17 protein-coding genes are annotated in these 13,689 nt (G+C 49.1%); 9 read left to right on the forward strand and 8 right to left on the reverse strand.

Features of this window, described 5'->3' with window-relative positions; genetic code table 11:
- The first annotated feature begins 104 nt into the window (after window positions 1-104).
- Window positions 105-611 (forward strand): pantetheine-phosphate adenylyltransferase, encoded by a 507-nt coding sequence (coaD, locus tag E8E00_RS12720; protein WP_069590889.1) that lies wholly within the window; start codon window positions 105-107, stop codon window positions 609-611.
- Here coaD and mutM read toward each other — a convergent pair.
- The 5 genes from mutM to radC form a co-directional block, all read right to left on the reverse strand.
- Entirely contained in the window at window positions 606-1,418 is an 813-nt protein-coding gene (mutM, locus tag E8E00_RS12725) for a bifunctional DNA-formamidopyrimidine glycosylase/DNA-(apurinic or apyrimidinic site) lyase (RefSeq protein WP_096630559.1), read from the reverse strand. The two genes, coaD and mutM, sit on opposite strands and share 6 nt — an antisense overlap.
- A gap of 15 nt (window positions 1,419-1,433) precedes the next feature.
- Window positions 1,434-1,913, reverse strand: a complete 480-nt coding sequence (locus E8E00_RS12730; RefSeq protein WP_069590893.1) for a hypothetical protein — start codon at window positions 1,911-1,913, stop codon at window positions 1,434-1,436.
- 154 nt (window positions 1,914-2,067) lie between these two features.
- Window positions 2,068-2,235 carry a 50S ribosomal protein L33 gene (rpmG, locus tag E8E00_RS12735; protein WP_069590895.1) on the reverse strand — a complete coding sequence of 56 codons (168 nt, stop codon included), beginning with the start codon at window positions 2,233-2,235 and terminating at the stop codon, window positions 2,068-2,070.
- A 13-nt stretch (window positions 2,236-2,248) separates the two neighbouring features.
- Window positions 2,249-2,485: a 50S ribosomal protein L28 gene (rpmB, locus tag E8E00_RS12740; RefSeq protein ID WP_069590897.1), complete on the reverse strand. Its 237-nt coding sequence runs from the start codon at window positions 2,483-2,485 to the stop codon at window positions 2,249-2,251.
- 185 nt (window positions 2,486-2,670) lie between these two features.
- On the reverse strand, window positions 2,671-3,354 hold the full coding sequence (radC, locus tag E8E00_RS12745) for a DNA repair protein RadC (protein WP_077455068.1): 684 nt from the start codon (window positions 3,352-3,354) through the stop codon (window positions 2,671-2,673).
- Between the two features lie 267 nt (window positions 3,355-3,621).
- On the opposite strand from radC, the gene coaBC reads away from it, so the two are divergent.
- Together coaBC and slmA are read left to right on the forward strand one after the other, a co-directional pair.
- Entirely contained in the window at window positions 3,622-4,866 is a 1,245-nt protein-coding gene (gene coaBC, locus E8E00_RS12750) for a bifunctional phosphopantothenoylcysteine decarboxylase/phosphopantothenate--cysteine ligase CoaBC (RefSeq protein WP_096631572.1), read from the forward strand.
- 180 nt (window positions 4,867-5,046) lie between these two features.
- The gene (slmA, locus tag E8E00_RS12755; RefSeq protein ID WP_069590901.1) at window positions 5,047-5,637 is read left to right on the forward strand and encodes a nucleoid occlusion factor SlmA; all 591 of its coding nucleotides are present in this window, start codon (window positions 5,047-5,049) and stop codon (window positions 5,635-5,637) included.
- Between the two features lie 43 nt (window positions 5,638-5,680).
- On the opposite strand, the gene pyrE is transcribed toward slmA, so the two are convergent.
- Together pyrE and rph are read right to left on the reverse strand one after the other, a co-directional pair.
- On the reverse strand, window positions 5,681-6,322 hold the full coding sequence (gene pyrE, locus E8E00_RS12760; RefSeq protein WP_096630557.1) for an orotate phosphoribosyltransferase: 642 nt from the start codon (window positions 6,320-6,322) through the stop codon (window positions 5,681-5,683).
- Between the two features lie 102 nt (window positions 6,323-6,424).
- On the reverse strand, window positions 6,425-7,144 hold the full coding sequence (gene rph / locus E8E00_RS12765; protein ID WP_069589051.1) for a ribonuclease PH: 720 nt from the start codon (window positions 7,142-7,144) through the stop codon (window positions 6,425-6,427).
- A gap of 159 nt (window positions 7,145-7,303) precedes the next feature.
- Here rph and E8E00_RS12770 point away from each other — a divergent pair, with 159 nt between their 5' ends.
- Both E8E00_RS12770 and E8E00_RS12775 read left to right on the forward strand, forming a co-directional pair.
- Complete coding sequence (locus tag E8E00_RS12770) at window positions 7,304-8,167, forward strand: YicC/YloC family endoribonuclease (protein WP_077455065.1); 864 nt, start codon at window positions 7,304-7,306, stop codon at window positions 8,165-8,167.
- Between the two features lie 171 nt (window positions 8,168-8,338).
- Complete coding sequence (locus E8E00_RS12775) at window positions 8,339-9,562, forward strand: site-specific integrase (RefSeq protein WP_096630554.1); 1,224 nt, start codon at window positions 8,339-8,341, stop codon at window positions 9,560-9,562.
- Window positions 9,563-9,731: 169 nt separating this feature from the next.
- Here E8E00_RS12775 and E8E00_RS12780 read toward each other — a convergent pair.
- A protein-coding gene (locus tag E8E00_RS12780) for an IS3 family transposase (protein WP_240531956.1) occupies window positions 9,732-10,843 on the reverse strand; the annotation gives its coding sequence in 2 pieces (ribosomal slippage) (window positions 9,732-10,591 and window positions 10,591-10,843; 1,113 coding nt in all).
- Window positions 10,844-11,302: 459 nt separating this feature from the next.
- On the opposite strand from E8E00_RS12780, the gene E8E00_RS12785 reads away from it, so the two are divergent.
- The 4 genes from E8E00_RS12785 (at window position 11,303) to E8E00_RS17170 (ending at window position 13,666) form a co-directional block, all read left to right on the forward strand.
- Entirely contained in the window at window positions 11,303-11,689 is a 387-nt protein-coding gene (locus E8E00_RS12785; protein WP_096630551.1) for a hypothetical protein, read from the forward strand.
- The gene (locus E8E00_RS12790) at window positions 11,682-12,845 is read left to right on the forward strand and encodes a hypothetical protein (RefSeq protein WP_096630548.1); all 1,164 of its coding nucleotides are present in this window, start codon (window positions 11,682-11,684) and stop codon (window positions 12,843-12,845) included. Before E8E00_RS12785 ends, E8E00_RS12790 begins: the two co-directional genes overlap by 8 nt.
- Window positions 12,846-12,847: 2 nt before the next feature.
- On the forward strand, window positions 12,848-13,207 hold the full coding sequence (locus E8E00_RS12795; RefSeq protein WP_096630546.1) for a hypothetical protein: 360 nt from the start codon (window positions 12,848-12,850) through the stop codon (window positions 13,205-13,207).
- Window positions 13,208-13,519: 312 nt separating this feature from the next.
- Entirely contained in the window at window positions 13,520-13,666 is a 147-nt protein-coding gene (locus E8E00_RS17170; RefSeq protein WP_168174063.1) for a hypothetical protein, read from the forward strand.
- Window positions 13,667-13,689: the final 23 nt, after the last annotated feature.

A 13,689-nucleotide genomic window follows, 5' to 3' on the forward strand; every position in this document is an offset into this window, starting at 1 on the left:
CGCGCCTATTTTCAGATTCACAGACGCGCCACAATGAAGAACAATGCGTCTCGACGCATGATTTGATAACCTCTGCCTAGATAACACATCAAAAGGACAACCCTGTGACCAAGAAACAACTGACCCGTGTGATTTACCCGGGCACGTTTGACCCCATCACTAATGGCCATCTTGATTTGGTCGAACGCGCTGCAAGCATGTTCGATGAGGTCATCGTCGGCATTGCCGCAAGCCCCAGTAAAAAACCCCTGTTTGATCTGGACGAACGCGTCGCCTTAACCCAAGCGGTGACCAGTCATTTGCCCAATGTCTCTGTGGTCGGTTTTTCTGGGCTACTGGTGAATTTTGCCAAGCAATACCAAGCCAATATTTTGGTACGTGGTCTACGTGCTGTCTCTGATTTCGAGTACGAGTTCCAACTGGCCAACATGAATCGCCGTTTGATGCCTGAGCTTGAAAGCGTGTTTCTCACTCCATCCGAAGAGCACTCATTTATCTCATCAACCTTGGTCAAAGAAGTGGCACTGCACGGCGGCGACACCAGTGAGTTTGTGCACCCTGATGTCTTAACCGCGCTTTGCAATAAGCTTCACGTCAACACGCCATCATAGTGGCTGGCAATGCGGGCAGAATACCGTTGCCCGCTGCCCAATCACCACACGCTCTAATACCGTCTCGCATTGCGGACAAGGTTCGCCGGCTTTGCCGTAAACCCGAAGCTCCTGAGCAAAATAGCCTGCTTTGCCATCCACGTTGGTAAAGTCTTTTAAGGTCGTGCCCCCTTGAGCAATCGCCGCCGCGAGCACGGTTTTTATCTCATCGACAAGACATGCTGCTTCTGAGTGCGTCAGGCTCCCTGCTGGGCGTTTGGGGTGGATCCCCGCACAAAAAAGAGATTCATTGGCATAGATGTTCCCCACGCCAACGACCACCGCGTTATCCATAATGAAGGATTTCATCACCAGTTTTTTACCCTTGGCACGCGCCAGTAAATAATCAGCGTTAAAAGCGTCACTTAATGGCTCGGGGCCAAGCTTGCTCAGCACTTGATGCATTGTATCCTGCGCTTGCCACAGCCAAGCGCCAAATCGTCTTGGGTCGTGATAACGGATCATCATATTGTTGCTGAGGATGACATCCACATGGTCATGCTTTTCTGGGGCTAAGCTGGCGGGTAATACCCGTAAACTGCCCGACATTCCAAGATGCACAAGCGCCGTCCCCAAATCGCACTCAAGCAACAAATATTTGGCACGACGTGTTATCCGGCGAATCACTTGGCCTTGGAGCAATTGCAATTCATCAGGCACCAGCCAGCGCAGCTGTGGTTGGCGAACAATAATTTGGGTGACGGTCTGACCTTCAACATAGGGAGTGATCCCCATGCGACTGACTTCAACTTCAGGTAATTCAGGCATGATAAGGACTTTTACTTACGACTTAGTCAACGGAAAAAGGTAACGGCTATCAACAGACACCGCCAGCCATTGGCCTTGCTCATTTTGCATTAACCAAAATTGCGGCTGCTGATAATAGGTAATACGGATAGGTTCTTGATCAGGACTACGCAGTAGCTCAAGCGTCCGCGGTGCGGTCAGTTGCGGCCGCAGTGATTGTAAAGTGGCGTCATTCACTTGTGTTCCTTTCAGTCCCAGCCAACGTTGAGCGAGCTCCGTGGGGCTAATCAATAACGGCTTATCGGTTTGCCAACCATCAAGCGTACGCGTCAAGGTTAAGTGAGAGAAGCGCAGCGCGAGCACCTCACTGCGTGACGTCACCAAGGCAATCACACCGTCAGGCATCTCTCGGGCGTGACGTTGGTGGCGCAGGTAGTCAGGTAATAGCATCAAACCGAAAAAAATCACCACGGAAAAAATGAGGATGTTGTTCCACGTTTTTCGTTTTAGCTTCATGAGACACCGCCACTGGATACCCGACTTTGTTAATCAGCAGTATATACACAAATGAGGCTGGCGTTGATAGCTAAGCGACCGGATGGTCCAGCGAGGGAAAATAGATATAAAAAAACCCAGCCTAGGCTGGGTCTTTCTCGAAACTTTCAACCAATTACTTGATTTTGGCTTCTTTATACATAACGTGCTTGCGAACTACGGGATCAAATTTTTTGATCTCGAACTTGCTTGGCATGTTACGTTTGTTCTTATCTGTGGTGTAGAAGTGACCAGTACCAGCAGAGGATACTAGACGAATCTTCTCGCGAATGCCTTTAGCCATTCTCTAAGTCCTCTTATACTTTCTCACCGCGGGCACGCATTTCTGCTAGTACAGAATCGATACCTTTTTTGTCGATGATGCGCATACCTTTAGTAGATAGACGCAGTTTAACGAAGCGTTTTTCGCTTTCTACCCAGAAACGATGAGTTTGCAGGTTCGGCAGAAAACGACGCTTGGTGGCGTTATTAGCGTGAGAGCGGTTGTTACCAACTACAGGACGCTTGCCAGTTACTTGGCATACTCGTGACATGAAAGTCTCTCCAAAATCGTTTCAGCTCGATATCAACCTTGTCCGCCAGTCCTGCAAATTCAAGGTCAGGCTCAAGGTCAAGGCTATCAAAGGTGGCGCATTATACTAACTGAATTCACATTGCTCAAGTCCCGAGCAGATCCTTTTGCGCTCTTTTTGATCGTTTTTTTCGCCAAAGGCGATCCTCAAAGGGATAACAACCAACCTCGTTCGGCGAAGGATACCACTTCTCCGTCCCCAACCACCAGATGATCAAGCACACGAATGTCGACTAATCCCAACGCTTGAACAATTCTTTCGGTGATTTGGCGGTCGGCCTGACTCGGCTCTGCCACACCCGAAGGGTGATTGTGGGCCAATATAAGCGCCGACGCATGCAATTCGAGTGCGCGGCGCACAATTTCACGCGGATACACACTCGCCGCATTATGGGTACCCTCAAAAAGTTGCTCATCGGCAATGACACGGTGTTGATTGTCGAGAAATAACACATAAAACGCTTCGCGGGGCCGGTCTCGAAGCAACGTCGACAAATAACGGCGGGTATGATCAGGGCTAGTCAGAGCATCGGTTTTACTTAACGTTTCTTTTAAATAACGGCGGCTAAGCTCCAATACCGCCTGAAGCTGGGCATATTTCGCGCTTCCTAGCCCTTTATGCTGACAAAACGCAGCTTGGTCAGCACCCATCAGCGCACGCAACGAGCCAAAGTCATTTAACAGGTAGTCGGCCAGCTCGACCGCACTCATCCCCGTCACCCCAGTTCGCAAAAAAATCGCCAATAACTCGGCATCAGACAAGCTCTGTGCCCCTCTACTCAGCAAACGCTCTCGTGGGCGGCAATCTTGCGGCATGGTTTTTAAGCTCATGATCGTTCTCCCTTTGCTGAGCCAGTCGTCGGCTACGACAAAGCCGATAGTAGGGAGAGGACGCCGCCTTGATACAAGCGCATCATGGCAAGGTTGCGTTTCAGTCGCCTATTTTTATTCCCCGTTGCGTGTGCTTTTCAGCAGACATCAGCCCATATCACAGCCAACCTGGCTCACACCGTGCGAGGATTCATGCGCTTGAACAAGCTTTTTACGCTAAGGATTATGGTATGGTTGCGCCATTCACTGACAACGATATCACGCATTATGGCCAGTTCTTCACAACAGCCAGCCCAGACGCTGGCAGGAAAACGTATACTGCTCGGTATGGGCGGCGGCATCGCCGCGTATAAATGTGCCGACCTCACTCGACGTCTTATTGAACGTGGGGCGACGGTCAAGGTGGTGATGACTCGCGCAGCAAAAGAATTCATCACCCCGCTGACCATGCAAGCCGTTTCCGGTCACCCGGTATCAGATAGCTTACTTGACCCCGCCGCTGAAGCGTCGATGGGCCACATTGAATTAGCCAAGTGGGCAGATTTAGTCTTGCTCGCCCCCGCGACCGCTGACTTAATTGCACGCGTCCATGCCGGCATGGGCAATGACCTGCTCACTACGGTGTGTCTCGCCACCGATGCGCCGATTGCGATTGCACCCGCAATGAATCAACAGATGTATCGTGCAGCTGTCACGCAAGCCAATATCGCCGCCTTGGGCGCGCGCGGTTGCCTGATTTGGGGGCCCGACAGTGGCGCACAAGCCTGTGGCGATGTCGGCCCGGGGCGCATGCTAGAGCCGATGGCGTTAGTGGCAGAATGTGAGCACTGGGCCGGTCCCACACCTCTGGCTGGCAAGCACATCATGATCACCGCCGGGCCAACCCGAGAAGCACTCGACCCGGTGCGCTATCTTTCCAACCATAGTTCGGGAAAAATGGGCTATGCGCTCGCAGAAGCCGCCCGCGCACTGGGTGCCACGGTCACCCTAGTCAGTGGGCCAGTCGCACTGCCAACGCCCACCGGCGTGCACCGTGTTGATGTGACCAGTGCACAACAAATGTATGAAGCCGTCCATGCCAGCATTGCCTCACAAGACATTTTTATCGGCTGTGCGGCCGTGGCGGATTATCGTCCCCAAACCGTTGCCGAGCAAAAGCTGAAAAAACAAGCCGATAAAGATGCCATGACAGTCACCATGGTGAAAAACCCTGACATTATCGCCTCGGTAGCTGCGCTGTCGGATACACGACCTTTTACCGTTGGTTTTGCGGCAGAAACACAGGATATCGAGACCTATGCACGCGATAAACTTGCACGTAAAGGGCTCGACATGATTTGTGCTAACGATGTCTCGCTTTCAGACCAAGGGTTTAATAGCGATCACAACGCCTTACACCTTTTCTGGCCGAACGGTGATCTCGCACTACCGTTAACAGAGAAAGCACACTTGGCGCGCACTGTGATGACACATATCGCCACCCGTTATCACGCGACGGCGACCAACGCGTAACGCAAAAAAACGCCGTTACATCAAGTGTAAAAGCGTGCGCCAAGGCCACGCTTTTTGCTTTTAATACAGGCACCTCGCCGCTAAGATAAAGGGCATGACTAACACGCTTGGTGGCACCTCGTCCTGATGCTTCCTTTACCGCCCGCCAACGTGAGAATAAAAGACAAAGGAATCGCATGAATGGCAGCCCCGAAAAAAAATAACCGCCGCGAAGAGATCCTCCAAGCGCTCGCGCAAATGCTGGAATCCACGCAAGGCAGCCAGCGCATCACGACCGCCAAATTGGCCGCCCAAGTTGGCGTTTCCGAGGCCGCACTCTATCGCCACTTTCCCAGCAAAGCACGCATGTTTGAGGGCTTAATTGAGTTTATTGAGGACTCATTACTGTCCCGCATCAACCTGATTATTGATGAAGAGAAAGACACCTTAGTGCGTCTTAAGCTCATTCTGCAGTTGCTGCTTGGATTTGGTGAGCGCAACCCAGGGCTGACGCGTATCATGACAGGCCATGCGTTGATGTTCGAGCAAGACCGCTTACAAGGTCGCATCAACCAATTGTTTGAGCGCGTTGAAGCTCAACTCAAGCAAGTACTGCGGGAAAGACGTTTGCGAGAAGGGAAAGGCTTTCCGCTCGATGAAGCGGTGCTCGCTAGCCAGCTAATTGGCCAAGTTGAAGGCAGCTTATGCCGTTATGTGCGCTCCTCTTTCAAACAACTGCCTACCGCCAACTTTGAACAGTACTGGCAATTGCTCACCAGTCAGCTGCAATAAGCCATACAAGCAATCAGGCGCGCCGTGGCGCGCCCAGTAAAGGTTAGATACCATACTCTGCTTGATAAGCTTTGACCGCCGCCAGCTGCGCCGGGTCAGCATCGCTTTGCTCTAGATAGGTCACTAAGTCACTCAAACTAATGATAGAGACAACGCGGCAGGCAAAGTCCCGTTCCACTTCTTGAATCGCAGACAGTTCTCCTTGGCCCCGCTCTTGGCGGTCAATCGCCACCAAAACACCGGCCAGTTGCGCACCTTGCGCTTGGATCAGTGCCATAGATTCACGAATAGCAGTACCTGCCGTGATCACATCATCCACCAACATCACGCGACCTGCGAGCGCACTCCCCACTAACTGGCCGCCCTCGCCATGATCTTTTGCCTCTTTGCGGTTAAAACAGTAAGGCGTGTCCACATCATGATGATCGGCCAGCGCAACCGCGGTGGTGGTCGCAATCGGGATCCCCTTGTACGCAGGGCCAAATAGCACATCGTAATCAATCCCGGCATCCATTAATGCAGCGGCATAAAAACGACCCAATTTTGCTAAATCACGTCCGGTATTAAACAAACCTGCATTAAAGAAATACGGGCTCTTACGGCCGGATTTCAGGGTGAATTCACCAAACTTTAAAACCTGCTTTTCAAGGGCAAACTCAATAAACTGGCGCTGGTAGGCTTTCATTCCATCCTCTCACTATTAAAACGGTTGTGACGGTTATGTCACGGGCTCCATCCTGTTCTCAGGGCAAAAAAATAGCCCCCAATGTGGGAGCTACTCAATCTGTTATGCGTCGGCTAACGCCGATTTTTGGGCAACGACAATGTCATCAATGCCCTTCTTGGCCAGTACCAACATGGCATTGAGCTCATCGGGGGTAAATGGCTCTGCCTCAGCGGTACCTTGTACCTCAATCATGCGGCCATCTTCGAGCATCACCACATTCATGTCGGTGTCTGCCGCGGAGTCTTCTACATATTCCAGATCGCAAATTGGCGTTTGCTGATAAATACCCACCGACACCGCTGCAACGTGACCTTTCATGGGGTTCGCGGCAAGTTTGCCATCACGCACCATGGCATTAAGTGCGTCAGCCAGTGCAACGCTCGCCCCCGAAATAGATGCAGTACGCGTGCCGCCGTCGGCCTGAATCACATCACAATCAACCGTGATGGTGTACTCACCCAGCGCGGTTAAATCAACCGCGGCACGCAGGCTGCGCGCGATCAGACGCTGAATTTCCATCGTGCGGCCGCCTTGTTTACCGGTCGACGCTTCTCGACGATTACGCGTATGCGTGGCACGTGGCAACATACCATATTCTGCCGTCACCCAGCCTTGGCCCTTGCCTTTTAAAAAGCGTGGCACACCCTCTTCGACAGTGGCGTTACAAATGACTTTTGTGTCGCCAAAGCAAACCAGCACAGAGCCTTCTGCGTGGGCAGTAAAACCGCGGGTAAAGCTAACGGGACGAATTTGGTCGAGCGCTCTTCCACTTGGACGCATGCAAGTAACCTTTTGGGCTGATGAAATTTGCCCGCGATTATACGTGTTTCTTGCCACGCTTGCGATCCCTGTCGGCACATCTTGCCAACACAGCTGACGCATTGCAGGTGGATGCGTATAATCAAGCCATTCAGTCTTTGCACACACAAGCAGGTACCAATGATCCACAGCATGACCGCCTACGCGCGACACGAAATCAAGGGCGATTGGGGCAACGCCGTTTGGGAAATTCGTTCCGTCAACCAGCGCTATCTCGAAACCTATATTCGCATGCCCGAGCAACTGCGCAGCCTTGAGCCCGTCGTGCGTGAGCGCTTCCGTAAGCGCCTCGCGCGCGGCAAAGTGGAATGCAACTTACGCTTTGATACCTCGCAAGCCAATCAAGACAAGCTCACCATTAACGAAGCCTTAGCCAAGCAAGTAATTCACGCCGCCAAATGGGTGAAAGAAACCGCTGGGGAAGGCAACATCAATCCGTTTCAGGTTCTGAATTGGCCAGGGGTGATGGAAGCCCCAGAGCAAGATACCGACGAGCTGCATCGCGCCCTAATGACTGGTCTTGATGAGGCACTCGACGCCTTTATCGCCGCGCGTGCGAGCGAAGGTGACAACATGAAAGTGCTGATTGAGCAGCGATTAGATGCGATTAGCGCTGAAGTCATCAAAGTGCGCGAAAAGATGCCCACCGTGATTGAATGGCAGCGTGAACGCTTAACCACTCGTTTGGAAGAAGCCAAAGTGGAGCTCGATCCAACTCGCATCGAGCAAGAAATGGTGATGCTGGCGCAAAAAGTAGACGTTGCGGAAGAGCTTGACCGCTTGGACTCACACGTTTCAGAGGCGCGCAAAATCCTCAAAAAAGGTGGCGCCTGCGGCCGACGCTTGGACTTTATGATGCAAGAGTTCAACCGCGAAGCCAACACCCTCGCCTCCAAATCAATCAGCACCGAAATCACCGCCTCCGGCGTCGAGCTCAAAGTGCTTATCGAACAAATGCGCGAGCAGATCCAGAATATTGAATAATTTTCTCTTGTTTTCCAAAGCTTTCCAATTCTCACCAAGGCCCTGATTTAGCAGGGCTTTTAATTTTCACTCTGTTCTTGTACGTTTCAATCTGTTTCATCTAAGTGGTGAGTTAACTGGTGAGTAATGCCTCGCTATACTTGCATCAAATGGTGAGTATTAGGAGGCACAATGGCATCAATGACCGCAAAGCAGGTGGCATCACTTGCAAAATCAGGAGAGCCAACAAGGAAATCCGACGGAAAAGGACTCTACTTTGTCGTTCCAGACTCGGGAGCGCCCTATTGGGCCCTTCGATATAGTGGAAATGGCAAACGTAAACAAATGACTCTGGGGCAGTACCCTGGTATGTCTTTGGCCGATGCAAGATCAGAAGCTGAGGTGTTTAAACGTGACTTAAGGCAAGGAGTAGATCCCCTCATTGCAAAACAGCGTCAAAAGTGGACTGGTATCATATCGGTCGATGATTTATTTGAGGATTGGTATAAAAACGATTTAGAGCCAAGGCTAAAGCATCCCAACATTCCAGCTCGAATATATAGAAAGGAAATTAAGCCAGTCATCGGCGAGTTCAAAATTCAGGACGTCACAGCTCTGGATATTCGAGAGATAATTCAAAGAGTTAGGGATAGTGGTCGTCTAACCGTTGCAAATGACACGCTTGGCTATATGAAGCAGCTTTTCAAGCACGCATTAAAGCTTGAGCTAACCGCTAATAATCCCGCTGCACCTTTCACAATAAACGATGCTGGAGGGCTCGAAAAAACTCGTAAGCGAGCATTAGAGCTCAATGAAATAGAGAAAATATTTAAAGTATTTCGTAGCCATCTAAACAGTTTTGGTAGAGAGAACTATTTGTTGTGCTGTCTATTCTTGGTACTAGGTAATAGGAAGAGTGAACTGTGTGAGGCTCCCTGGTCAGAGTTCGACCTAGAGGAATCTGTCTGGCATATCCCAGAGTGGCGGGTAAAGACAGGCATCGCTATATCTATTCCCCTGCCAAGCCAAGCAATGACATGGCTCAGTGAGCTCAAAGTAAGATCGATGGGTTCTGAATACGTTTTTCCAGCCCGACGCCGAAGCAATCTATTGCATATGGGGCCTGACACCCTGAATAGCGCAATCTCAAAGTTGTTTGGACGAGAAGCTGGGAGGAAGATTCAGCCACCCAACGTGATGGGTGACATAGAGCATTTTACAGTACATGACTTACGGCGAACATTCAGGAGTCTAGCTGCATCAGTAGGAACACCAAATCACGTCGCTCGGTTGTGCATCAATCACCGACAAGGCGGTGTTGACGGTATATATGATCGGTATGAGTACTTTGAAGAACGGAAAGCTGCTCACCAGAAGGTAGCCGATCTAGTTACACCTCTCATTCATCTGGAGTAATAAGTTATCCTTCATGGAACAGGCTAAATCTGACACAGCTTGTTCCAGCGGCTTAGTTTAGGCCAGATGTGCAAAGTTCCCATATATCTTCTAGTTAACCGTGCAACGGCCCCACATACGCTCTCAGACCAACGAAAAAGTTCGCATACAAGTTGTAACCCTCCCTGTTTTAGTGGCACTCTAAATTAGAGTTTTTCCTACTTTCATGCCTTGCTAAATACTCCCAAGGAGTCAGATCATCGAGTGAGTCATGAGGGCGTTCATTGTTGTATTCCTTCATCCATTTTTCTGTCAGGTCTCGGACTTCACTCAAGGTTTTGAACACGTACATGTTGAGTATTTCTGTCCGATAAGTTCGGTTAAATCGCTCTATATAGGAGTTCTCCGTTGGTTTGCCTGGGCGAATAAATTCCAACTCAACTGCGTTCTCTTCCGCCCATTCAGCCAGCGTGGTCGAGATGAATTCAGGGCCATTATCCATGCGCAGCTTACTGGGGTACCCTCGCCAAGCAATAATGCGTTCTAGCACCCTTATAATGCGTGGTGCTGGCAGATTGAGATCTACTTCAATCGCTAGCACCTCACGGTTGAAATCGTCCACGACATTGAACGTACGAAAGCGCCTGCCGCAGAGCAAAGAGTCACTCATGAAATCGATAGACCAGCAACTGTTGATCGACTCTGGACATGCCAGTGGTGTTGGATTTCGTTTTGGTAGGCGCTTTTTTCCCTTGCGCCGTAGGTTTAGCTTGAGCGAACAGTACACTCGATGGACTCGTTTATGATTCCATCGGTGTCCCCAGCGCCTAAGTACTTTAAATAATTTGCCAAAACCGTAGGCAGGATAACGCTCTGCTGCGTCCTGCAACGTCGCGATAACCTCATCATCCCGATGAGGATCTGGTCGGTAACGATAGACTGAGTCGCTAATGCCAACTACGCGGCAGGCCATTCGCAAACTGACCTGGTAGTGTTTGCGAGCGTAATCGACAAGCTCGCGCTTAACCGCTGGCCCTACAGCTTTTTTTCCAGAATATCTTTAACGATACGGTGCTCAAGGCTTAGGTCGGCAAACATTTGCTTGAGCCTCCGATTCTCATCCTCAAGCTCTTTAAGCCGTTTAACATCTGACGCTTCCATCCCACCATACTTGGACTTCCAGTTGTAGTATGTCGCATCAGAGATGCCATATTCGCGACAGACTTCGTTGACCTTTCGGCCTGCTTCGACTTCCTTCAAGATCTTTACGATTTGTGTTTCTGTGTAGCGTGATTTTTTCATCATGCGTTCTCCGTTTGTTTCAGTGTAAACGGAAAACCTCTAATTGCTAATGACCAGTTTTTTGGGGAGGGTTACAAAGTGATTTGGCCTTCATTTTGTTCAGTAAACGCCCCAAATTGGGCTTTGGTCGGTCCCTTTCGTGCAACCACCCCATAGGTTTAAGCGTTAATCGTGCAGCCAACCAATATATCCAAGGCTTAAACGTGCAACGTTCCCACATATGCCCTTGCAGTGGCGTTACATGTCACATTTTACATTCGTGACATGTAACGAAACATAAGTATCTTTTTAAATTCATTTATATACGTTCAACCAGTAACACCAACCTAAGTCAAAATCTGGAAATTCCCTTCTGACTCTACAGACAACACATTTGTCCAAATCGGGCAGTTTGGCGTGCCAATATCGGCAGTTATCAGCGGGATAATGGCTCCGTTCACTAAGCACGGAGTTATTTTTATGAAGTTAAATGGCATTGAGCTGCTCCACCTAGCTGTAGCACATGAGCTAAGAGAAGTTTGGGTCGTCAGGTTAGACCCACCCGATCAGCCCGGCAATCGAGGACCAGATGGTGAACTGCTCTGGCCGGAGGTTTTGCTGTGCAAAAGTTCTGACGACGCTACACATTTGGCTGAGTACTTAAGCAAAGCAGCCTTTGATGATTTTTCTGATTTTATGGCCGCAGAGGAAGATGGGGAAATCCATTCAGTATCTCAGGATGCAGATCAGTACATAGTTGCGCTCTGTAAAAACATTCAAAGGTACAGATACGCATGCCTGGTAGAGCCAAGCATCAAAAGCATCTCACAAATCATCTTGCTCAAGGAGGCTTTTCAACATGATTAAAAAGTCATTGAGTTTGCTGGCTTTTACATTAATTGCATACTCAAACATTACACTTGCTCAGGAAAGCGCCACTGTGGGCCAAAAATCCTCACAGGAAAAGCGTACCCAAAAAGAAACCACGTTGAACGATGAGACAAGCATGGAGTTACAACGCCAAAAGGGAGAGGAAGCAAGAAAAGGTGAGGAAAAAAGAGACACAACTTCCACGTCAGCTCGACATGCAAGCGAAGCATCATCTAGGCAGCAATATCAAAACGCTCGCCGTCTTTCAGTAAAAACAGCACCACTTTCTATTCTCATAGAGCTATTTGCCTATGTCGAAAAAGGCAAATCTATAAGAGGGAAAACAGCAAACCTCCTCAGAAATTGTTCGCTCATTACAAACCCACAAGCGCCACAATTTCCAGAGCTAGAACCCAAACCCCTAGTTACAAGCGTGCAGGCCTGCATGGTCTGGAACAAAGAAAAAACACTGGGACAATGCCAAGTTGAGTTGCAGCAGGCAGCTTTCAACTGGGCGACCACTGGCATGCCTTCATCCATAAGAGTTCCATCTGAACGACTGAAAAGAGAAGGTGTTTGCTGGGCAGTCTACGGACTTGTAGCAGAAGCAACGCTGGATGAAATATCAAGCGGGATTTCGGTCAACGGAAGTGGCAAGTCAGCGATAAAAATGGCGCTTGCCAAGGCAATGAGTAAACAGCTCATACGTAATGACTTACCAGAAAAGGCCTTGAAGATAATAGATAGACAATTTGGAAGGAACTGCGTAGTGCCATCGACACGAGGGTATAAGTATGAAGGAAAATACGAATGGTCTTGTGGCTCTTTTTCTGCTGATCCAAAAAATCTGTCAGCTTCAATTGGCGAGTTCACTGTCTTTGGCCGAGGAAACTCACTCTTTGGAGAGTCATGGGAGCTAGAGACATCATTAAATCACGACACTCTTTTTTCATTATCGACTACCAGAACTAACTCAAAAGAAGCATCAACGTCTAATGCTCATTATGCAAGCACCGACAACCGCTCATCCAAGTCCCGTAATCTTTCAATGAGAACTTCCGAGCGCTTACAAACAGAGGAAGCATCCAATCTCAGCAACTCCACGGAGGCAAGCTTCACAGTGTCTCAGCCAGGCATAAAAGGGGGTAATTAAAAATGAAATCTGTACTGTATGGCATCATCATTGCCTGCCCAATAACAGCCATCGTGATCTACTTTGCCTTAACTGGTAGGCAGGAAGTTCTTATCCAACAAAAAACCCATGAAATTCAACAACAAATACGGTCGGAAGAGTTTCATCGTGACTTTTCTAAGGCTTGGGCTGAGTTTGATCTACCCAACCAACACGATAAGGCCCTTCTCTCGTCGGAAAATGCTGAACGGAACGAGCGAATAAAACAGCTCAAAAAACTTCGCTCTCAGTTGGAAGCGGAGCACGGTGAGTCAATGGATGACCTTAAAGGAGACTTAGCAGAGATGAGAAAAGCGTTAAAGGAATCCGCGCAGGAAAAGTAGTTGTAATACCATAGTGCATTTGACCACTCCATTACTGTTATATAAGTCATTTATCTGCTGCGGAACAGGAGGATTACGCCATGAAGCATCTTTTCTGCAGTTAGGTTACGCACTTAATTGTTCTATATGGACTCGGTTAGATTGAAGAATTGGTTGCCTTGCTAGGCATCCTTCAATGTCAGTGAACTAAAAAAATTGAAAAACCATAAAATATCAGTGAGTATCACCAATTATCATTAAATCATCAGTCGCGTGATTTTTTGCCATTGATAGCATGTGCCTTGTACTTTTACACAAACAAGGAGACGACAAATGTCTAAGCAAAACAATCACAACTCAGATATGACAAACGCCAATAAGGGTTCGTCTGGTACTAACAAGACTTACTCACAAAACCAAGGAAATCGAGGGTGGCAGATGAACCCTCAAAATCCGCAGCATGGCGGCAAGAAAAAATAAGTTGTGAAGGGGGCTTAATGCTC

Source organism: Salinivibrio sp. YCSC6, from assembly GCF_004916735.1.
GTDB classification, from domain to species: domain Bacteria; phylum Pseudomonadota; class Gammaproteobacteria; order Enterobacterales; family Vibrionaceae; genus Salinivibrio; species Salinivibrio proteolyticus.